Origin of the sequence: Pseudomonas sp. 313 (assembly GCF_000316965.1) — a bacterium.
Taxonomy (GTDB): Bacteria; Pseudomonadota; Gammaproteobacteria; order Pseudomonadales; family Pseudomonadaceae; genus Chryseomonas; species Chryseomonas benzopyrenica.
This window is the reverse complement of record NZ_ANBZ01000028.1, coordinates 1-19907: the sequence shown is the minus strand read 5'-3', so window position 1 is coordinate 19907 and position 19907 is coordinate 1. Positions and strand designations below refer to the sequence as shown.

13 protein-coding genes, 3 tRNA genes and 1 other RNA gene are annotated in these 19907 nt (G+C 61.2%); 5 read left to right on the top strand and 12 right to left on the bottom strand.

The annotated features are described in order from the left end of the window. The first annotated feature begins 14 nt into the window (after positions 1–14). The 3 genes from C722_RS0105900 (at position 15) to C722_RS0105890 (ending at position 3033) form a co-directional block, all read left to right on the top strand. Complete coding sequence (locus C722_RS0105900; protein ID WP_157225807.1) at positions 15–1901, top strand: hypothetical protein; 1887 nt, start codon at positions 15–17, stop codon at positions 1899–1901. 190 nt (positions 1902–2091) lie between these two features. After that, a complete protein-coding gene (locus tag C722_RS26130; RefSeq protein ID WP_157225806.1) occupies positions 2092–2370 on the top strand; it encodes a hypothetical protein in 279 nt (92 codons plus the stop codon). 324 nt (positions 2371–2694) lie between these two features. Beyond that, positions 2695–3033, top strand: a complete 339-nt coding sequence (locus C722_RS0105890) for a hypothetical protein (protein ID WP_157225805.1) — start codon at positions 2695–2697, stop codon at positions 3031–3033. A 20-nt stretch (positions 3034–3053) separates the two neighbouring features. On the opposite strand, the gene C722_RS26125 is transcribed toward C722_RS0105890, so the two are convergent. From C722_RS26125 to C722_RS0105870, 6 genes are all read right to left on the bottom strand, one after another. Further along, entirely contained in the window at positions 3054–3914 is an 861-nt protein-coding gene (locus tag C722_RS26125; RefSeq protein WP_157225804.1) for a hypothetical protein, read from the bottom strand. 258 nt (positions 3915–4172) lie between these two features. Then, positions 4173–4269, bottom strand: an RNA gene (gene ffs / locus C722_RS25675) — signal recognition particle sRNA small type. Positions 4270–4357: 88 nt separating this feature from the next. Beyond that, the gene (locus C722_RS0105885) at positions 4358–6124 is read right to left on the bottom strand and encodes an ABC transporter ATP-binding protein (RefSeq protein WP_017639612.1); all 1767 of its coding nucleotides are present in this window, start codon (positions 6122–6124) and stop codon (positions 4358–4360) included. Then, positions 6121–7242 (bottom strand): beta-glucosidase, encoded by a 1122-nt coding sequence (locus C722_RS0105880; RefSeq protein WP_017639611.1) that lies wholly within the window; start codon positions 7240–7242, stop codon positions 6121–6123. Before C722_RS0105880 ends, C722_RS0105885 begins: the two co-directional genes overlap by 4 nt. 8 nt (positions 7243–7250) lie before the next feature. Beyond that, a complete protein-coding gene (gene glf, locus C722_RS0105875; protein WP_017639610.1) occupies positions 7251–8429 on the bottom strand; it encodes a UDP-galactopyranose mutase in 1179 nt (392 codons plus the stop codon). Continuing rightward, positions 8420–9598: a glycosyltransferase family 1 protein gene (locus C722_RS0105870; RefSeq protein ID WP_017639609.1), complete on the bottom strand. Its 1179-nt coding sequence runs from the start codon at positions 9596–9598 to the stop codon at positions 8420–8422. The genes glf and C722_RS0105870 overlap by 10 nt, the downstream gene beginning before the upstream one ends. 359 nt (positions 9599–9957) lie before the next feature. On the opposite strand from C722_RS0105870, the gene galE reads away from it, so the two are divergent. Next, on the top strand, positions 9958–11046 hold the full coding sequence (galE, locus tag C722_RS0105865) for a UDP-glucose 4-epimerase GalE (protein WP_017639608.1): 1089 nt from the start codon (positions 9958–9960) through the stop codon (positions 11044–11046). A gap of 214 nt (positions 11047–11260) precedes the next feature. Here the strand turns inward: galE and ligA are convergent, their stop codons facing one another. The 3 genes from ligA to smc all read right to left on the bottom strand — a co-directional run bounded on the left by ligA (position 11261) and on the right by smc (position 18351). Further along, positions 11261–13645, bottom strand: a complete 2385-nt coding sequence (gene ligA / locus C722_RS0105860; protein ID WP_017639607.1) for an NAD-dependent DNA ligase LigA — start codon at positions 13643–13645, stop codon at positions 11261–11263. A gap of 115 nt (positions 13646–13760) precedes the next feature. Continuing rightward, complete coding sequence (gene zipA / locus C722_RS0105855) at positions 13761–14660, bottom strand: cell division protein ZipA (RefSeq protein WP_026083678.1); 900 nt, start codon at positions 14658–14660, stop codon at positions 13761–13763. Positions 14661–14865: 205 nt separating this feature from the next. Next, positions 14866–18351, bottom strand: a complete 3486-nt coding sequence (gene smc, locus C722_RS0105850) for a chromosome segregation protein SMC (RefSeq protein WP_017639605.1) — start codon at positions 18349–18351, stop codon at positions 14866–14868. Between the two features lie 169 nt (positions 18352–18520). Between smc and C722_RS0105845 the strand changes: the two genes are divergently transcribed. Continuing rightward, complete coding sequence (locus tag C722_RS0105845; protein WP_017639604.1) at positions 18521–19516, top strand: sulfate ABC transporter substrate-binding protein; 996 nt, start codon at positions 18521–18523, stop codon at positions 19514–19516. 91 nt (positions 19517–19607) lie between these two features. Here the strand turns inward: C722_RS0105845 and C722_RS0105840 are convergent. The 3 genes from C722_RS0105840 to C722_RS0105830 form a co-directional block, all read right to left on the bottom strand. Beyond that, positions 19608–19683: transfer RNA gene (locus tag C722_RS0105840), tRNA-Gly, on the bottom strand. Positions 19684–19687: 4 nt separating this feature from the next. After that, positions 19688–19763: transfer RNA gene (locus C722_RS0105835), tRNA-Glu, on the bottom strand. Positions 19764–19827: 64 nt separating this feature from the next. Beyond that, positions 19828–19903: transfer RNA gene (locus C722_RS0105830), tRNA-Gly, on the bottom strand. Positions 19904–19907: the final 4 nt, after the last annotated feature.

Sequence of the window (19907 nt, the reverse complement as noted above, 5' to 3'; positions counted from 1 at the left end):
CAGGATAATAAAAAATGAGTGCAACCGAGATTAGTTCTTTTTATTCTTCATTGGGTATACGTGTCCACAAGGGGCAATTCAAACAAGCAGATGCTGCCCTGGATCGTATTTACCAATCAATGTTAAAACTGAAAAGTGAGTTTACCAAAGGGATCGCTATTAATCCCAAGCTGCAATTCAACAGCCTTCAGTTTCAAAAGTCGATTCAACAAGCGCTAAATAAAGTATCAAAGCTTACAACCTTCAACGTGGATAAATTTACTGTTGACGGCTCTCGCCTAACAAGCTCTCTCCAGAGCGCAATCCGGCGTGCTGAATATGGTGCGGGTTCACTACGTGTGAAGGCGATTGTGGAGCGCTCTACAGTGTCTCAGGGAGCGCGTGCAGTAGCGAATCAAGCGCATGGTAATGCAGGTGTAGGCACTGGCCTCAACGGTGGCGTAGGGGGCCTTGTAGGGGCAGGTAGAGCCGGCATTGCGGGACTCGCGGCCTATAGCGGATACGAGGCTATCCAGGGCCTACAGAATCAGATGGACCAGATCCAACAGAACGTTGGCAAGTATGAAATGCAACGTCTCCAACTAGGCGCCAGCGTAGGAGGATCTGCTCAACGTCGGTGGCATAACGCTGAGGCTTTGAACAACATTGCCAACTACACCGGCACCCGCTCAGAGGATCAGATCCAGGGCTATACGAAATTCCAGAAGCAGGCGATGGAATCCGGGATGTCTGCGAGGGCAGCAATCGATTTTTACACCGATATGGCCGTTTCGACACGCGGTAATGGAGGTGATCAGCAATCTATTGAGAGGCAAGCCTATGCAAGTCAACAAATTTTAGGGTTGGCCTATCTGAGATCGGAGGAACTAAATCAACAACTTGCAGATTCTAACCCCGCGATCAAGAAGTACATCCAGCAGGCGTACCTGCAACGTGTTGGCTTCAAAGGAACGGATTCCGAGGGCACCGCCAAGTTTATGTCTGATCTGGGCAAGCGCTTGGTGCTGGTGCAGGACGTACTCAAGGGTTATGACCTCTCCGCCCGCAATGCCGCTCCTCGTGTGGAAGAGCTTGCTAACAGCATCGAAGGTGCCGCTGCTCGCCTTGACAACATCCAGTGGATGGAAAATATCCGACGTGTAGAAGGCCCGTTAACAGAAGCCGTCCGGCGTCGTATCGCTGCGGAGGAAGCATTGTATAAAGCCAGCATTCCACTGCAAGAAAAGTTTATCGAGCTGGTAAAAATTCCATTCGTAGAGAAAATGACGGAATTTACTAACGGTCTTATAGGTCTCGTAGGCTGGATTGATAAGTTTATGAAGACCCCAGACGATCAGAAAGCAAAGCTAGCTGTTGACACTGCTAAAGAGATTGCTCCTGAGGCAGCCGGATACGTTGCTAATAATCATCCTGGTATCAAAGCAATTGAATGGCTATACGATACGCATCCTGTTCTGAAGTTTGCTAAAGATACAGTTGGTGGTTTGTATGATCGAGTGATGGGACCAAGTTGGGGTGATGCCGGTAATCGCTGGACACCTGATTTCCTACCACAATATCAGCGCCTAAATTTCAGCTACGGCAATGCCTATGATGGGCTCCAAATTCCCGGCAGATCACCTTATGTTAGCCCTGTTCAGTTTGGTGAAAATCCGATTGTTAACACGCCAGCTTCTGAAGCAATGAATCAGGTGCTGAACCAAAACTATAACAGTGGGAACACCATCAGCAATGACAATAGCATCATCATCTCACCGGGAGCTATTGTAATCGAAGGTTCTAACCTGTCAGTGCAGGATATGAGCCAGGAATTGGAATCTCAAATCTACGACATCTCACGGCGTATCCAGCAAAATGATTACGCCAACGGAATGATCAACTACCCCGCCACTGGTCGATAGTTATCTAACAACAATAATCTAGGCCCTTAACAGGGCCTTTTTTACGAGTAAATCATGCAGTATTTTATTTTAAACAAAAATAGTAATCTTATCCAAGGCTTCATTTCTTCAAGTTTTACCCCTGCAAAAACACGAACAATATAAGTTTATCCTTGCAAGCGATAAAACCCTTGATCTGTATTTCAAATGGGTGAAGAAGAATCCAGATTCTTATCCTGACGTTTGTGATCTTGCAGCCAAATCAAAATACCTGGCAGATGAGTTTAATCCAGCCGGTAGGAAAACATTCCCAACCTTTTCTAAAGAAGATTGGGAGCCATCTCCACCACCAGCAAATGCACGAGAAGCAGCTATCGCCTCTTGGATTGATCTTCATCCTAAAGCTGATGAGCATGACCTACACGAACGATTCAATACTGGTGTCGTGGCAGGTAAGGCTTATATCCAGAAGTATCGTATGGCGCTGTAGAGCCTTCCGTGAGGGCTAAAACCTGCGGCCCCCGGCATAGGTATAGGGCCGCTACTTTTCGTGCTCTACAGGCCGCATAAACACTGTATTCAAAACATCAAAATCATCATATCCGAGGTATCACATGCGTATATTCGTAAATTACGTCGTTCATGGCAAACGCACCAGCATTGAACTACCCGCCAAGCTTGTTGATATCTTCAACGAGAAGTATCCAGGGCAAAGTATCGGCCCTTTCCTTACAAAGCTTTTGAAAAGTGAGAAAGGTAATCGTATTGGGTCGTCTCTGGTAATGACTCGTCTTGTAGAGGTCCTGCTATGAACATGGACAAGTTCAACAAGTATATGGCAATCCCACAGATCATCCTTTGCTGCTTAGTAATTGCTCAGCTTCATCAGAATCAGGGTATACGCTCTGAGATCCTTGGTCAGTTCGAAGAGCTACAGACCAAGACGGATCGTGCCATCTACTCGCTACAGTCTCAGATCGAAACCAAGTTCAACGCTCTGCGTCAGATGCAAGACGAAAATCAGATTAATAATGAACGGGCGTTGCGTAATCTGAACGAGCGAGTAAAGAATCTCGAACAGAAGCCGGTAGTGATCTTCAACGGTCAGCAGGGCTTCCGCACTCAAGGTCAATCACAACAAAATACTAATTGATAAGAGGGGCTTTGCCCCCTCTACAAATACGTGCACCAAAGCCTAGTAGAGTCTTTATTCCTTCCTGGCTCCCAATAGACTTCTCCAGAAAGTTCGTCCGGCACTTTATAAACTAGTTTAGTCCTCTCTGTAATGAGCGGATTCATTTTCCTAAACCGTAAACCATAACCTTCAGCCATAACTGTCTCTGATGTTTCAAATCTGTATTCCTTGCCGTTTGAAACGATAATAATATCGCCTTCGACTGGCATCCTGCTCTCAGAGTCCAAGTTTTTAAACGAAGCATCTAAAACAATATAACTTGTTTCTGCCTGAGCAGGCAAATCGGAGAATCTATTATTAGTCTTAACAGACTTCATTACTGAGCAAGATCTTGTCGAAACCTCAAAATAGCCAATGCGCCCCAACGACACCCTATCTATTTTGTTTAATTGATAGATATACGCAGACAGATATCTATTATATAAATTAGACTCAGATTTTCTCAAGCTTTCAATTGAACATATGAACGCTCTCCCCAACTCTGTAGAAAACTTTCTACTAAGAAACGGGGCTAAGTATTTACTAGAATTATGAGCATCGTTCTTAATTTCATCACTTTTTATTCTATCAGATGCAAGTTTACGCAGCTCCAATAATTCAGGATTTACATCAGGAATTAGCTTCCTTAGATCCTTATCATCAACAGCTGTATCTCTTCCCAGAGCGAAACGTGTAAACTCATTAGTCATCAGCATCCTAATATTTGCATCGAATGCTGTCTTATCATCACCAGATAAGTTTTGGTATTCACTATTGTCCGTTGAGCAGGTATACGCAGCAACGGAAGAGGAAAAAATAGAGAAAAAAGTCAGGGATGATAACGATAAATATGGCTTCATGCTGCTTCCTTGGCTTAAGCCTAATCATGTGACACAAATCACATCGCTAGGTTAGCAGGAGCTTGAGTCGTAGCATGACCATCCAGCGGGGACGAACGGCTGTATAGGATGACTTTTGCTTGAGGGAGGTAAAGCAGATAGGATCAGCGCCAAGCGCCCTTCTATGTCACACATGAAGGTGCTAAACGGCTGTCACACAAAGGAATTTGGAGCGGAGAATGTCTAAGTAAAACAATTACTTAGCAGAAATGGAGGTGGCCCCGCCAGCCACACCCCGGCACACGACATCACCGCTGCGGCTGCTCCCTTCCGGGCCTGACCGGGTTCACGGTTGATCGTTGCGGGGGGACCGACAGAGCCACCATAACGCCTCACCCTGAGGTGAGGTGCATCATTCTACGCGGTTGGGGCGAAGTTGCAAGCCATACAAGGACTTAGGTTCGCTAAGGTGCCGCCTGCAAGTCCCAGAGCGCGGCGAAGCTGCCCTCCCCCTCGCGCAGCCGCTGCGGCGGACCGTCCTCGACGATGACGCCCTGCTCCAGCACCAGAATGCGGTCGAAGCCGGTCAGGGTGGAGAGCCGATGTGCAACCGCCACCACGGTGCGGCCTTCCATCAACTCCAGCAAGGCCCGCTGGATGACCGTCTCGGAATGGCTGTCCAGCGCCGAGGTGGCTTCGTCGAGGATGAGGATGGGCGCATCCTTGAGAAAGGCCCGGGCGATGCCCAGGCGCTGGCGCTGGCCACCGGAAAGCAGCACGCCGCGCTCCCCCACCGGGGTGTCGTAGCCCAGGGGCAACTCGCGGATGAAATCGTCGCAATAGGCGTGGCGGGCCGCCGCCTCCACCTCGGCGTCGCTGGCCTCCGGCCGGCCATAGCGGATGTTCTCGCGGATGCTGCGATTGAACAGCGCGGTCTCCTGGGGCACCACGGCGATGCGCTGGCGCAGGCTGTCCTGGCTGACCGTGCGGATGTCCTCGCCATCGATGCAGATCCGCCCCTGCTGGACATCGTCGAGGCGCTGCAACAGCCCGATCAGGGTCGATTTGCCGGCGCCCGACGGCCCCACCAGTCCGATCTTCTGGCCGGCCGGCACCTCCAGCTCGAAGCCCTGGAACACCTCACGCCCATCGGGATAGCGATAGTGCACACCGGTGAAGCTCAGGGCGCCGCGCGCCTGGGTCAGGGGCCGCTCGACGTCGCTCTGGCCGTGGGGCTGGATAAGGATGCGCAGGGTCTCGCCGATGGCGCCCAGCTGCTGGGTGGTGTCCACCAGCGCCAGGGCCAGGTCACGGGAGCCGTGCAGGATGCGAAAGGTCAGGGCGCTGACCATGACCACGTCGCCGGCGGTGATGCTGCCGCGGCTCCACAACGCGATGGCCCAGGCCAGCATGCCGCCGGCCATCAGCGACAGGCAGGTGTCGTGGAGTACCCGGGCCTGCTCCAGATGCATCCAGCTGCTGCGCTGGGCACGCGCCTCGACGCCGATGGCCTGCGCCAGTCGCTGCACCTCGCGCTCCCGGGCGGAAAAGGCCTTGATGGTCCAGACGTTCTGTACCAGGTCCACCAGCTCGCCGCCGACGTGGGCCGACTGGGCGGCGAAGCGCTGGTGCCGCGCCCGTCCGCGAATGCCGAAGGCGGTGATCGCCAGGGCCACGATCAGCACGAAGGCCACCAGCGCCCCGGCCATGCGCAGGTCCACGGTGCAGAGCACCACCACCGCGCCGATGAAGTCGACGCAGGGCGGCATGATCTTCCAGGCCAGCCCGCCGTAGATGGCTCCCGCGGCCGCTCCGGTGGCCGAGATCCGATTGCCCAGGGCCCCGGCGAAATGCTGGGAGAAATAGTGCATCGGGTGGCCGGTGAGATAACGGAACAGATCGACGCGCAGATCGGCGCAACTGGCCACCACCGTGCGACAGCCCAGCCAGCCACCGCTGCGCCAGAACAGGTTCTCCAGCACGATCAGCGAGATGAACAGCCAGAACGGCCCCCACACCGCCACCCGGCGCGCCGGATCGGCCATGGCATCGACCAGCAGCTTCATGCCGTATTGCACCGCCACCGCACAGGTCGCCGCGCCGACCACCAGCAACAGCAGGCCGCCGAAGTGCCAGGGTCGCAGGCGGACATAGCGCCAGAGAAAGCCGCCGACCCGCTCCGGCAGGGGCCATTCGGCGCGCCGCTGCTCGCGGCGCCTGGCTGCGCTCATCGCCCCTCTCCGCCTGCCAGTATCTGGCGTTGGCGCTGCAGGACCTCGGCCAGGGGCTCGTGCAGCGCCCGGCGCCCTGCCCCGTCGGCCATGCCGAACAGCCCGGTGGGACAGAGGCGATCATCGTCCCAGCCGGGATAGTCGAGCACCGGATACAGGCAGATGCCCTGCACCGGCACGCCCTGGCGCAGCGCCCGCCCGACCTGATCGGCGACGTGTTCCAGCCAGGCGGCCCGCGCCGGACCTTCGGCCCCCGTCTCGGCGATCAGCAATGGCCGGCCATAGCGCTGGTGGACTTCGGCCAGCATCCCCTGCAGGGGTCGATAGGCCGGATCGTCCGCCGCCAGGGTACCGCCGTCCAGATACCACTGGTTGTCGGAGTAGTAGTTCAGACCCAGGATGTCCAGGTAATCGGGGCGACCGCCCAGGCCGGGCCACTGACGCCCGCAGAGCAGGTCCCAGGCCTCGAACTGGGCCTGGCGATAGGCCTCCGCGGCCTGGCGCTGCTCGGGGCGGCGCGCGGCGACATGGATGAGCGGATCGATGGCAAGGAACCGCGCCTCGGGCAACTCGTCACGAATCGCCTCGATGGCGGCGATGCTGGCGCGCACCAGTTGATGCTTGAGCTCCTGACCGCGGCCTTGGGCGGTGGGATTGAACAGACCCTGGTCGCCGCCGGCCCAGGCCCAGTAGGAGATCTCGTTGATCGGCGCCAGGCAGGGATGGGTCTCGCCCTCCTCGCGCAGCAGCCGGGCGAAGGCGGCGGCATAGCGGGCGAAGGCATCGACGAAGGCCGGTCGCCAGATATCCAGGTGATCGGGCCAGCCATAGTGACAGAGGTCCCAGATGACCTGGACGTTAGCCGCCCGCGCGGCACGCACCTGCGGCAGGACACTCGACCAGTCATAGCGCTCGGCTTGGGCCTCTACGCGGTGCCAGCGAACGCCGTCGCGCACGGTGCGCAGGCCCTGGGCGGCCACCGCGCGATAGTCTTCCGCGGCCCAGCGATCATGCCCAGTGCTGGCGAGCAGATCCAGGCGTCGGCCATCGGCGCGTCTATGGCTGGAGCATTCGAAGCCGGCCATGAAGAAACTCTGGAAGGGCGAGCGCTCGGCCATCACGTCTTTCATGGTGCCTGCCGTGCCAGGCTTTCGTGATGTTCGGCGCTCTCCCCCGCCGCCGGCCCCAGTTCCGCTTCCTCGATGCGCTTGTAGGCGGCCAGCGCCTGACCCACGACCTGGTCCATGTTGTAGTAGCGATAGGTCCCCAGGCGGCCGATGAAGACGACATTGGGTGTCGCCTCGGCCAGGTGTTGGTAGCGCCGGAAGAGCTCGGCGTTTTCCGGGCGTGGAATCGGATAATAGGGCTCGCCTTCCGCACTGGGATATTCGTAGGTCAGGCTGGTGCGCTCGTGCGTCTGGCCGGTGAGGTGCTTGTACTCGGTGACGCGGGTGTAGGGCACCGCTTCGCTGGGATAGTTGACCACCGCCACCGGCTGGAAGCGCGGCGTATCGCGCGTCTCGTGCTTGAAGGTCAGGGAACGATACGGCAGGCGACCGAAGCGATAATCGAAGAATTCGTCGATCGGTCCGCTGTAGACCAGATGCTCATGAGGGATCAGTTCACGGATCTCATGGTAGTCGGTGTTCACCATCACCTTGATGTTGGGATGATCCAGCATCCGTTCGAACATGCGGGTGAAGCCGTGCAGGGGCATCTGCTGGAAGGTGTCGCCGAAGTAGCGATCGTCGGTGGTGGTTCGGGTCGGTACCCGCGCCGTCACCGAGCGGTCCAGTTGCGACGGATCCAGGCCCCACTGCTTGCGGGTATAGCCGCGAAAGAAGGTTTCGTAGAGTTCGCGCCCGACCTGGTTGATCACCACGTCCTCGGAGGTGCGGATGTCCTCGACCGGCTCGGCGCGGGCGGCGAGAAAGGCTTCGGCGCCCTGCTCGTCCAATTCCAGACCGTAGAGGCGATTGAGGGTGGTCAGGTTGATCGGGATGGGCACCTGTTGACCCGCGACGTCGGCCAGGACCCGGTGCTCATAGGGCCGCCACTCGGTGAAGCGCGACAGGTAGTCGACGATGCGCTGGGAATTGGTGTGGAAGATGTGCGGACCATAGCGGTGCACCAGCACCCCGGCATCGTCATAGTGATCAAAGGCATTGCCGCCGATGTGCGGGCGCCGATCCACCACCAGCACGCGCTTGCCCAGCCCCGCGGCCAGCCGTTCCGCCAGCACGCTGCCGGCGAAACCGGCCCCCACGATCAGATAGTCGAAACGCTCGAGCGCCGTTACCGCCATTGGATCTTCTCCCGCATCAGGTCACAGGTGCTGTCCCAGGACATCCCGGTCAGCAGGGCATCGGCGCGCGCCAGAAAGGCTTCGCGCTGATCTTGACTGGCCAGGGCCGCCTCGCAGGCAGTGACAAAGGCCTCGGCGCCTTCGGCGATCCAGACCACGCCGCTGTCGCCGTAGGTGCGCACCACATCGGTGATGGGCGTCGACACCACCGGACAGCCGCCGGCCAGGTATTCGGGCGTCTTGGTGGGGCTTATGAAGCGCGTCGCCTCGTTGAGGGCAAAGGGCATCAGGGCCACGTCCCAGCCCGCCAGATAGGCCGGCAACTCGTCATAGGTCTTGCCGCCCAGATAATGCAGATTGGGCAGCTGCGGCAGGCTGGCTGGATCGATCTTGACCACCGGGCCCAGGATCACCCACTGCCACTGGGGACGCAGCCGCGCCACCGCGGCCAGCAGGTCGAGATCCAGGCGCTCGTCGATCACGCCATAGAAGCCCAGCCGCGGCCGCGCCAGACCGGCCTGGTCTGCAGGCTCCGGCAGGGCCGCGCGAGCCTGACCGAAGTGCGCCACGTCCACGCTGCTGGGAAAGGGAAAGACCCGCGGATGGCGGTCACGCTTGGCTTCGTAGAGGCTGTAGCCCCCGGTAAACACCAGGTCGGCGCGCTGCAGCAATTCCCGCTCCCGCTGCAGCAGGGCCGGGGGCGCGCCGCGAAAGGCCGAGAGTTCGTCCATGCAGTCGTAGACCAGGGTCTGCGCCGGGATCTCGCCGGCATAGTCCAGCGCCATGGGCGTGAAATACCAGGCCACCGCCACCGGTTGCCGCAACTCCTGCAGATAGGTTTGCAGCAGTTCCTGCTGGGCGCAGGCTCGGGCTTCCGCGGAGAGGCCGCGAGGCAGATGAGGCACCAGTACCCGCACGCCGTTCTCCTCCACCCGCACCTCGAGGTGCGACCGGCCATCCGTGGTATCCAGGGGCTCTTCGCAATAGAGCACGTTGTAGTGCTCGGCGAAGCGCACCATCTCGTGCTGCGGACGCTGGTAGACGAAGCTCCAGCGCAGATGGGCCAGGCATAGCAGCAGGGGCCTGGCGGGATCCAGGGGGCGCTCCGCAACGCGTGCGGGCTGTTTGGTCTTGCCGATCGTTTCGGTATGGGGGCCGGCCCAACTCATGGTGTGCTCCTGTGAGATCGGACGCCTGGCCGAAGGCGGCAAAACAGCCGCGCCTCGGCCGGCGCCTTGGCAACTTGCAAAACGTCCAGAGACCGTCCCGAAGGTATCGGCAGTCTGACTGCGCGATATCGAGCAACGTTATCGACTTATCTAATCGGCAAGGGTTCATAACTTTGTCGATGAACTTCCGCTTCGCTAGAACCAATATCTTCATTCACCTTCAGAACAACGTCTGCTCGACGAATTGGCACAACTAACGCTTCGCTCGAGAATAATTAAAGCGAAGCGTTAGTTGCACTCGAGTCTGTACGAAACAGTTATTTCGAATTAATGGCTACAGGTTTGGTGAGGACGGTTGCATGTTGATGATCACGGGCGGCGCAGGCTACATAGGTTCTCATACGACGCTGGAGCTGCTCCGTGCGGGCCACGAGGTGGTGATTCTGGACAACCTGGTCAACAGCCGGGTGGAAGCCGTGCAGCGCCTTACCACGCTCGCCGGGCGGGCGCCTGTCTTCGTGCGCGGGGACGTCCGGGATCGCGCCCTCCTGGATCGGCTGTTTCAGGAGCTGCCGATCACCGGGGTCCTGCATTTCGCCGGACTCAAGGCGGTCGGCGAGAGCGTGCAGCACCCCCTGCGCTATTTCGACAACAACGTCGGCGGCACCCTGGTGCTCTGCCAGGCCATGGCCGCCGCCGGGGTGCACCAGCTGGTCTTCAGCTCTTCCGCCACCGTCTACGGTCACTGCATTCCCCCCATCAGCGAAAGCTGCCCGACCGCCGAGCCGACCAACCCCTATGGCCAGTCGAAGCTCATGGCCGAGCAGGTGCTGCGCGGGCTGGCCGGGGCCGATCCGCGCTGGTCCATCGCCGTGCTGCGCTACTTCAATCCCATCGGCGCCCATCCCTCCGGCCTGATCGGCGAAGACCCCCAGGGCACGCCCAACAACCTGGTGCCCTATCTGCTGCAGGTGGCCAATGGTCGCCGGCCCTGGCTGGACGTCTACGGCGACAACTACCCGACGCCCGATGGCACCGGCGTCCGCGACTACATCCATGTCCAGGACCTGGCCCGCGGTCATCTGGCGGCGTTGAACGCTCTGGCCGAGCGCCCCGGGGTTTCGACCTGGAACCTGGGCACCGGACGCGGACATTCGGTCAAGGAGGTGGTGGCGACCCTGGAACAGCAATTGGGCCGCGACATCCCCTGTCACTTCGCCCCGCGACGCGCAGGCGACGTGGCCCAGTGCTGGGCCGATCCGGAAAAGGCCTGGCAGGAGCTCGGCTGGCGCGCCGAACGCAGCCTTGCCACCATGCTGGAAGATGCCTGGGGCTGGCAGTCGCTCAATCCCCATGGCTATCGCCAGACGACCAAGGCGGCTATCGCCGTGGAAGAAGTTCTCGAAAAAGAACAACGTGCGAGCGAACCCGCCACGCGCTCCGCTTGAACCTAGAAATTATTCTGGCCGACAAATAAGGCTTCGCTTAAACCAAGCGAAGCCTTATTTTTTCAGTTATTGCCTTGGCACTGCCTTAAAGCAGTTTTTAAACGAAGCGAAAAATATGGGCACGTCTTTATTACCGCTTCGTTATAACCAACAACGCCTGCAGTTATTGGCAGAAACAGTGAAGATCAGACCTTTGCGGGTCTGATCCCTGGCACTAGCGGACGCCTTGCGCCTCGAGGATCTGCAGGAAGGCATCCTCGTCCAGCACCTTGACCCCCAGCTCGTTCGCCTTGGTCAGCTTGGACCCCGCCCCAGGCCCTGCGACCACCACGGCGGTCTTGGCCGACACCGACCCCGACACCTTGGCGCCCAGGGCTTCCAGGCGCTCCTTGGCCTCGTCGCGACTCATGGCCTCCAGGGTTCCGGTGAGCACCCAGGTCTGGCCGGCGAAGGGCAACCCCTGCACCGCCTGCCGGGTGCTTTCCCAATGCATGCCGAAGGCCTTGAGCTGCGCCTCGATGGCCAGCGCCTGGGCGACGTGGTCCGCCTCGGCGAAGTACTCGCGCAGCCCCTGCTTGGCCCGCTCGTTGAGGCCGGACAGGGTCTTGAAGGTCAGCCAGTCCTGCGAGCCTTCGATCAGGGCCGCCAGGCTGGGAAAGGCCGCGGCCAGGGTCTTGGCGCCGGTCTTGCCCAGGTAGGGAATGTGCAACTGGTCGAGGAAGTCGGCGAAGGCGGCGTAACCGGAAAATTCGGCATGCACCTCCCCCTCGTCGGCCAGCTCGATGCCGTTGGCCAGCAGTGCCTCCAGCACGTCACGGTTGTGCGCGGACTGGAAGAAGTTGTGGATCTCGAAGGCCACCTCGGGCCCGATGTCCGGCAGATAGACCAGCACCTCGGGCAGGGCCTTGCGGATGCGCTGCAGACTGCCCAGGGCGCGCGCCAGGCGCTTGGCGGTCTCCTCGCCCACCTCTGGGATGCCCAGGGCGAAGATGAAGCGCGCCAACGTCGGCTGACTGCTGGCTTCGATGGCGGCCAGTAGGTTGCGACTGGACACCTCGGCGAAGCCTTCCAGTTCGACCACCTGCTCGTAGGTCAGGGTGTAGAGATCGGCCGGCGACTTCACCAGCGCGCGGTCTACCAGTTGCTCAACGATGCGATCGCCCAGGCCGTCGATGTCCATGGCCCGCCGCGAGGCGAAATGAATGATCGCCTGTTTGAGCTGGGCCTGGCAGGCCAGCCGGCCAACGCAGCGATAGACCGCACCTTCGCTGACCGACTCCTTGCCCTTGCCGCGCTTGATCAGTTGGGTGCGCTCCACCGCCGAACCACACACGGGACAATGGGTGGGGATCTCCACCGGCCGGGCATCCGCTGGCCGCCGCTCCGGTACCACCTGCATGATCTGCGGGATGACGTCCCCGGCGCGGCGCACGATCACGCTGTCGCCAATCATCACGCCCAGCCGCGCGATCTCGTCCATGTTGTGCAAGGTAGCGTTGGTCACGGTGACGCCGGCCACCTGTACCGGCTTGAGCCGGGCAACCGGGGTAATGGCCCCGGTGCGCCCCACCTGGAATTCGACATTGAGCAGTTCGGTCAGCTCTTCGCGAGCGGGAAACTTATGCGCCAGCGCCCAGCGCGGCTCGCGCGCGCGAAAACCTAGCTCACCCTGCCAGTCGAGCCGGTTGACCTTGTAGACCACGCCGTCGATCTCGTAGGCCAGGGCATCGCGCCGCTGGCCGATGTCCTCGTAGTAGGCGCGGCAGCCTGACGCGCCCTGCACCTTGCGCAACTCGCGGCTGATGGGGATTCCCCATTCACGCAGCCGCTGCAGGATGTCGTACTGGGTGTCCGGCAGTGCCCCGCCCTCGACCCGCCCGAAACCGTAGCAGCAGAACTCCAGCGGACGTTGGGCGGTGATGCGCGAATCCAGCTGGCGCAGGCTGCCAGCGGCAGCGTTGCGCGGATTGGCGAAGGTCTTGCCGCCGCTTTCCATGGCCCGGGCATTGAGCGCCTCGAAGCCGGCGCGGGACATGAACACCTCGCCGCGCACCTCCAGCACCGCCGGCCAGCCCTCGCCTTGCAGGCGTAGCGGAACGTTGCGGATGGTGCGCACATTGGCGGTGATGTCTTCCCCGGTGGTGCCGTCGCCGCGGGTGGCGCCGCGGGTCAAGATTCCCGCCTCGTACAGCAGGCTGACCGCCAGGCCATCGAGCTTGGGCTCGCAGGTGTATTCGACGCCGGAATCCGGCCCGGCGAAGTCGGTCTCGCCGAATTCCTCGCGCAGGCGCTTGCCAACGCTGCGGTCGAAGTCCTGCAGATTCTCATCGGCGAAGGCGTTGCCCAGGCTGAGCATGGGCACCTCGTGGCGGATGGTGCCAAAGGCGGCCAGGGCCGCGCCGCTGACCCTCTGGGTGGGCGAGTCGGGCGTCACCAGCTCGGGATGCTCGGCCTCCAGCGTCTTGAGTTCGCCGAACAGCCGATCGTACTCGGCATCGGGCACGCTCGGTTCGTCCAGTACGTAGTAGCGGTAGTTGTGGGCGTCGATCTCGCTGCGCAGGGCGGCGATGCGGGTGACAGCATCTTGGGCGTCGGTCATGGCGGTCTCTCACTGTCGCCACCCCAGGGGTGGCCCTGACGGCACCAGCGGCGCCGCGGCAAAACTTACAAACAAAAAGAGCAGCCGAGGCTGCTCTTGGTTCGCTCCGGCGGGATCAACGCTTGAGCATCAGGCTCTTGCGTTCGAAATCGACGATACGCTGGCGGTAGTGTTCGATGGTCTGGGCGGTCATGACGCTGCGCTGCTCGTCCTTCAACTCGCCATTGAGTTCGGACGACAGCTTGCGCGCCGCGGCAACCATCAGGTCGAAGGCCTGCTTGGGATGGCGTGGACCGGGCAGACCCAGGAAGAAGCTCACCGCCGGGGTGTGGAAGTCGTCGATGGCATCCAGATCGAAGGTGCCCGGACGCACGGCGTTGGCCATGGAGAACAGCACCTCGCCATTGCCCGACATGCTCTCGTGGCGATGGAAGATGTCCATGTCGCCAAATCTCAGCCCGCTTTCGAGGATGTTCTGCAGCAGTGCCGGACCGGAGAAGCCCTTCTCGTCACGAGAGATGACATTGATCACCAGCACCTCGTCCACCGGCGCCATGGCCGCCTGACTATTGTTGCTGCTGACGGGCTCGCTGACCGACTCACGCTCGGGCGCCTTGCTGCTCAGCGGTCTTTCCTTGCGCGGCTTGTCACGACCGCGGGTCACCACTTCATCGGAATCGGCCGCCAGGCCCGCGAGGCCTTCATCGCTGGCGGACAGGTCGAAGTTGTCGGCACTGGGTTCTTCACGACGCTCTTCGCGACGCTTGCGCTGGGTGGAGCGTGGCGGCGTCGGCTCGCCCGGGTCGTCCAATGACGGCTCCTTGGGCTCTACCACCCGCGTAGGACCGACGATTTCCGGATCCTCGTCCTCGTTTTCCGGCTGATTGTTCAACGACTGGTCAAGTTTGAACTTGAGCTTGCCCTTGCCGCTCATGCGACGCCAACCATCGAACAGAATACCGGCAATGACGATGACGCCGATGATGATCAGCCACTCGCGCAGACCCATATCCATGAAAAAGACATACCCCTGTGAAAATAATGGACCGACACCCGTCGGGAAACTTTGGAAAGTCGACGCTTGCGAGGTCTTTCCAAAACCTCCGAAACCTACGCCAAGTCAGTGTTCTTCTTAGCTTTTTCCACTTACCGCTAGCGCGGCCATAAGCTAGCACGACTATTGCCAACTTTACACCGCCAAGCCGCGAGGCTGTGGGGCATTAGGCATCGACCATGGCCACGGCCTCTTCCACATCCACCGCTACCAGCCGCGAACAGCCCGGTTCATGCATGGTCACACCCAGCAACTGATCGGCCATCTCCATGGCGATCTTGTTGTGCGTGATGTAAATGAACTGCACCTTCTCCGACATGCTCTTGACCAAGCGGGCATAACGGCCGACGTTGGCGTCATCCAGGGGTGCATCCACTTCATCGAGCATGCAGAACGGCGCCGGATTCAACTGGAAGATGGCAAATACCAGAGCCAGCGCCGTCAGCGCCTTTTCACCGCCCGACAACAAATGGATGGTGCTGTTCTTCTTGCCCGGCGGGCGCGCCATGATCGCAACCCCGGTATCGAGTAAATCTTCCCCAGTAAGTTCCAGGTAGGCACTGCCGCCACCGAAAACTTTTGGGAACAAGGCCTGCAAGCCGTGATTGATCTGGTCGAAGGTATCCTTGAAGCGATTGCGGGTTTCCCGGTCGATCTTGCGGATGACGCTTTCCAGGGTCTCCAACGCTTCCACCAGATCGGCGTTCTGGGCGTCCAGATAGGTCTTGCGCTCGGCCTGCTGCTGATATTCGTCGATGGCCGCCAGGTTGATCGGTCCAAGCCGGCCGATCCGCGCCGCGACGGCTTCCAGCTGCTCCTCCCAGGCTGCCTCGCTGGCCTCCGCCGGCAGGGTCGCGATCACCGTCGGCAGGTCATAGCCATCGGCCGCCAACTGCTCGGCGAAGCCGCTGCGCCGGGTCGCCAAGCCCTGCCATTCCAGGCGATGCTGCTCCAACTGGCCGCGCAGCAGCGTCGCCTGCTGTTCCGCCTGCAGCCGCCGCCGCTCGAAATCGCGCAACTCCCGATCGGCATCCTCCAGCGCTAGGCGCGCCGTCCGCATTTCTTCGTCGACCTGCAGGCGCCGCTCCAGCAACTCCTCCAGGCGCAGCCGCAATTCGTCGAGAGGCTCGCCGCCCTCCTCCAGGTTGAGATGGAGCTGCTCGCAGCGCTCGCCCAGGCGCGCGGTCTGCAATTCCAGCCGCTCCAGCGCCTGGAGCGTCGACTGGCGCTGGGCTCTCAGGGTAGTCAGCCGCACCGTGAGCTGATGCAGTTGCTCCTGTGCCTGACGCTGGCGCTGGCGCGCCGCCTCCACTGCCTGCCGGTGGCGGTCACGCTGCTCCTGCAATAGCGCGCGCTGCTCGGTATCCACCGCCATGGCATCGAGGGCGTCCTGCAGGCGCAGCCGGCATTCACCCAACTCCTCCTGCTCACGCGCCAATTGTTGCTCGAGGTCCTGGAGATCGGCCTCCAGTTGCTGCCGACGGATGCTCAGCTGCTCGGCCCGTGCCTGCTGAGCAGAGAGCTGGGCACGGGATTCGGCCAGCCGCTGCTGCTCCTGCTGCTGGCGCCGCCGCGCCTCTTCACGCTCGCATTCCAGACGTTGCTGGGCCGCGCGACGATCCTCCAGTCGCTCCTCCTGAAGGGCGAGCGCCTCGCTCAACTCCAGGCGTCGCGCCTGCAGCTCCTCCAGTTCGCGGCCGCGCGCCAGGACACTGCCCTCGGCGGCCTGGGCCCGCCGCACACGTAGGAAATGCCGGGAGAGCCAGTAGCCCTCCGGGGTGATGAGACTTTGCCCGGGGGCGAGGGCCGCCCTTCGTGCCAAGGCTTCGTCGTAGCTCTGGGCAATCAGCACCTGCCCTAGCCAGGGCGACAGGTCGCGTGGCGCCTGCACCTGCTCCAACAGACTGCCGGCGGCGACCGGCAGTGAGCCGGGCAGCGCCAGATTCAGGGCACCGCTGGCGAAGGTAGCGAGGCGCAGGGGCGCCAGGTCATCCAGGCAGACCGCCTGCAGGTCGCTGCCGAGGACGGTCTCCACCGCCAGCTCCCAACCGGGGGTGACCTGGACATCGTCCGCCAGCTGTGGCGCCTGAGTGAGCCCCTCGGCCTCGAGCCACTGGGCCGCGCCGGTATCGGGTGCCAGGGCCGCCTGCTGCAGGGCCTCCAGCGAGGCAATGCGGCCTTCGAGGCGCTGCAATTCGCCCTGGCGCTGACTCTGCTCGCCTGCCAACCCCAGCAGTTCTTCGCGTAGTCGCTGCAGGCCTTCGGCGACCTGCAATTCCTGTTCGGCCAAACCCTCCAGCAGCAACTCGTCCTCGGCGATCTGCTCTTCCAGCATGACCAGACGCTCGGAAGGCCCGTCCTCGCCCAGCAGAGTGCGTTCATCACGCAGCCGGCGCTGCCGGTCCATGCCGCGCTCCAGGCTCTGCTCCAGCGAGCGGATGCGCGCCTGCTGCACATCGGCCTCCCGTTGCGGCTCGACACTCGCGGCACTGAGCGCTTCCCAGCGTTGCTGCCAGTCCGCCAGGGCCAGCTCCGCCTCTTCCAGCGCGGCACCGCCCTCCTCGCCCAACTCACGTGCCGCCTCTTCCTCGGGCTCGAGCATCGCCAGCTCTTCCTCAAAGGTGGCAAGCAGCACCCGGTCGTGCTCCAGGTGGGACTCGGCTTCGCTGCGGGCCTGTTCGGCTTCGCGCAGATCGTCCTGCAACTGACGCTGGCGCTGCTGGCCATGCTGGATGGTCTGCTCCAGGCGGGCGATGTCACCCCCCAGGGAGTAGAAGCGCCCCTGCACCAGGTTGAAGGCTTCGCTCAATTCATGATGGCCATCGCGCAGTCTTTCGATGCCGGCGTCCGCCTGGCGCTGTTCGGCGGTCAGGGCTTCGAGGGCCGTCTCCTGGTCGCGGATCACCTTTTCGCGCTGCTCGACGCGGCCATCCAGCTCGCGCCAGCGCACCGCCTGCAACTGCGCTTTGAGTTGCCGCTCCTCCTGCTTGAAGGCCTGGAAGCGCTCGGCCGACTGCGCCTGGCGATGCAGCCGCTCCAGCTGCCGCTCCAGCTCCTCGCGCAGGTCGGTGAGGCGGGCGAGATTCTCCTGGGTGCGGCGAATGCGATTCTCGGTCTCGCGCCGCCGCTCCTTGTACTTGGAGATGCCCGCGGCCTCCTCGATGTAGTGCCGCAGATCCTCCGGGCGCGCCTCGATCAACTTGGAGATCATCCCCTGCTCGATGATCGAATAGCTGCGCGGCCCCAGGCCGGTGCCGAGGAAGATATCGGTGATGTCGCGCCGGCGGCACTTGGTGCCGTTGAGGAAATAGGTGTTCTGGCCTTCGCGGGTCACCCGGCGGCGGATGGAGATCTCCGCGTAGCTCGCGTATTCGCCCACCAGGGTGTGGTCGGAGTTGTCGAAGATCAGCTCGATGGAGGCCTGGGATACCGGCTTGCGACTGTTGGAGCCATTGAAGATGACGTCCGTCATCGACTCGCCACGCAGATTCTTGGCCGAGCTCTCGCCCATCACCCAGCGTACGGCGTCGATGATATTCGACTTGCCGCAACCATTGGGACCGACCACCGCTGCCATGTTGCTCGGGAAATTCACCGTCGTCGGATCGACGAAGGATTTGAATCCCGCCAGCTTGATCGACCTCAACCGCATATCAGGAGCCCTTGTTCACCGCGCCGTGCCCAACCGCAGGCGAAAGGGCGAAAGTCTACCATTGGCGGCCACGACTGCCGTCGCTGAGCATGAGCTTATTTCCAGCCGTTCTGCACGCCGCCGGGACGACAGGCTATAGTCCTGCACCCCCCACTCGCAGGATGCCCCCATGAAGATCCTTCGCTTCACCCTGCTCGCCGCCGCCCTGGCGGCCAGCGCCCAGGCCCTCGCCGCCCCGCCGCTGCTCAACGTCTCCTACGACGTCATGCGTGACTTCTACAAGGACTACAACCCGGCCTTCCAGGCACACTGGAAAGCCGAGCACGGCGACACCCCGGTGATCCAGATGTCCCATGGCGGCTCCAGCAAGCAGGCGCGCGCGGTCATCGACGGCCTGCAGGCCGATGTCATCACCATGAACCAGGCCACCGACATCCAGGCCCTGGCCGATCGCGGCCTGGTGCCCAAGGACTGGGAAACCCGCCTGCCCGATCGCAGCGCGCCCTTCACCTCGGCCACAGTGCTCATCGTGCGCCAGGGCAATCCCAAGGGCATCCATGACTGGTCCGATCTGCTCAAGGACGGCGTCCAGGTGATAGTGCCCAATCCCAAGACCTCCGGGAACGGTCGCTACACCTACCTCTCCGCCTGGACCTACGCCCTGCGCCAACCGGGTGGTGACGAGCAGAAGGCCCGCGGCTTCGTCGCCGAGCTGTTCAAGCACGTGCCCATCCTGGATACCGGCGGTCGCGCCGCCACCACCACCTTCATGAAGAATCAGCAGGGCGATGTCCTGGTGACCTTCGAGAACGAAGCCGAGATGATCGCCCGGGAATTCGGCCGGGGCGGCTTCGAGGTGGTCTACCCGAGCATCTCGGTGCAGGCCGAGCCGCCGGTGAGCGTGGTCGACAGTGTCGTCGACAAGAAAGGTACTCGCGCCGAGGCCGAGGACTACCTCAGGTATCTCTGGTCCGAAGAAGGCCAGAAGATCGCCGCGGACAACTTCCTGCGCCCGCGCAACGCCCAGGTCCTGGCGCAGTACGCCGACCGCTTTCCCAAGCTCGAACTGATCGATGCGCAAAAGGAATTCGGTCCCTGGAGTGGCATCCAGAAGACCCACTTCGCCGATGGCGGCGTCTTCGACCAGATCTATACGCCTCAATAGGACGCTCGCGCCCGGCTTGGTGCCGGGCCTCTGACCGACATAAAAGCCGCGCACACAAAAACACCGCCCTTAGGCGGTGTCTTTGTTTATTTGGAGCGGGAAACGAGACTCGAACTCGCGACCCCGACCTTGGCAAGGTCGTGCTCTACCAACTGAGCTATTCCCGCAATGTGGCGTCCCCTAGGGGACTCGAACCCCTGTTACCGCCGTGAAAGGGCGGTGTCCTAGGCCACTAGACGAAGGGGACGAAACCTCTTTCCGCAAGGTCTTTCACCTCGCATCCAACTGTAATGAAACGGCTGGATTATGTTTGGAGCGGGAAACGAGACTCGAACTCGCGACCCCGACCTTGGCAAGGTCGTGCTCTACCAACTGAGCTATTCCCGCAATA

Excerpts from the sequence above, each read along its gene's own strand:
- ligA (WP_017639607.1), bottom strand. The coding sequence starts at position 13,645 with ATGACCGACGCCCAAGATGCTGTCACCCGCATCGCCGCCCTGCGCAGC.
- C722_RS0105900 (WP_157225807.1), top strand. The coding sequence starts at position 15 with ATGAGTGCAACCGAGATTAGTTCTTTTTATTCTTCATTGGGTATACGT.
- zipA (WP_026083678.1), bottom strand. The coding sequence starts at position 14,660 with ATGGATATGGGTCTGCGCGAGTGGCTGATCATCATCGGCGTCATCGTC.
- smc (WP_017639605.1), bottom strand. The coding sequence starts at position 18,351 with ATGCGGTTGAGGTCGATCAAGCTGGCGGGATTCAAATCCTTCGTCGAT.
- C722_RS26125 (WP_157225804.1), bottom strand. The coding sequence starts at position 3,914 with ATGAAGCCATATTTATCGTTATCATCCCTGACTTTTTTCTCTATTTTT.
- glf (WP_017639610.1), bottom strand. The coding sequence starts at position 8,429 with ATGGCGGTAACGGCGCTCGAGCGTTTCGACTATCTGATCGTGGGGGCC.
- C722_RS0105885 (WP_017639612.1), bottom strand. The coding sequence starts at position 6,124 with ATGAGCGCAGCCAGGCGCCGCGAGCAGCGGCGCGCCGAATGGCCCCTG.
- C722_RS0105870 (WP_017639609.1), bottom strand. The coding sequence starts at position 9,598 with ATGAGTTGGGCCGGCCCCCATACCGAAACGATCGGCAAGACCAAACAG.
- C722_RS0105880 (WP_017639611.1), bottom strand. The coding sequence starts at position 7,242 with ATGGCCGAGCGCTCGCCCTTCCAGAGTTTCTTCATGGCCGGCTTCGAA.
- C722_RS0105845 (WP_017639604.1), top strand. The coding sequence starts at position 18,521 with ATGAAGATCCTTCGCTTCACCCTGCTCGCCGCCGCCCTGGCGGCCAGC.
- C722_RS0105890 (WP_157225805.1), top strand. The coding sequence starts at position 2,695 with ATGGACAAGTTCAACAAGTATATGGCAATCCCACAGATCATCCTTTGC.
- galE (WP_017639608.1), top strand. The coding sequence starts at position 9,958 with ATGTTGATGATCACGGGCGGCGCAGGCTACATAGGTTCTCATACGACG.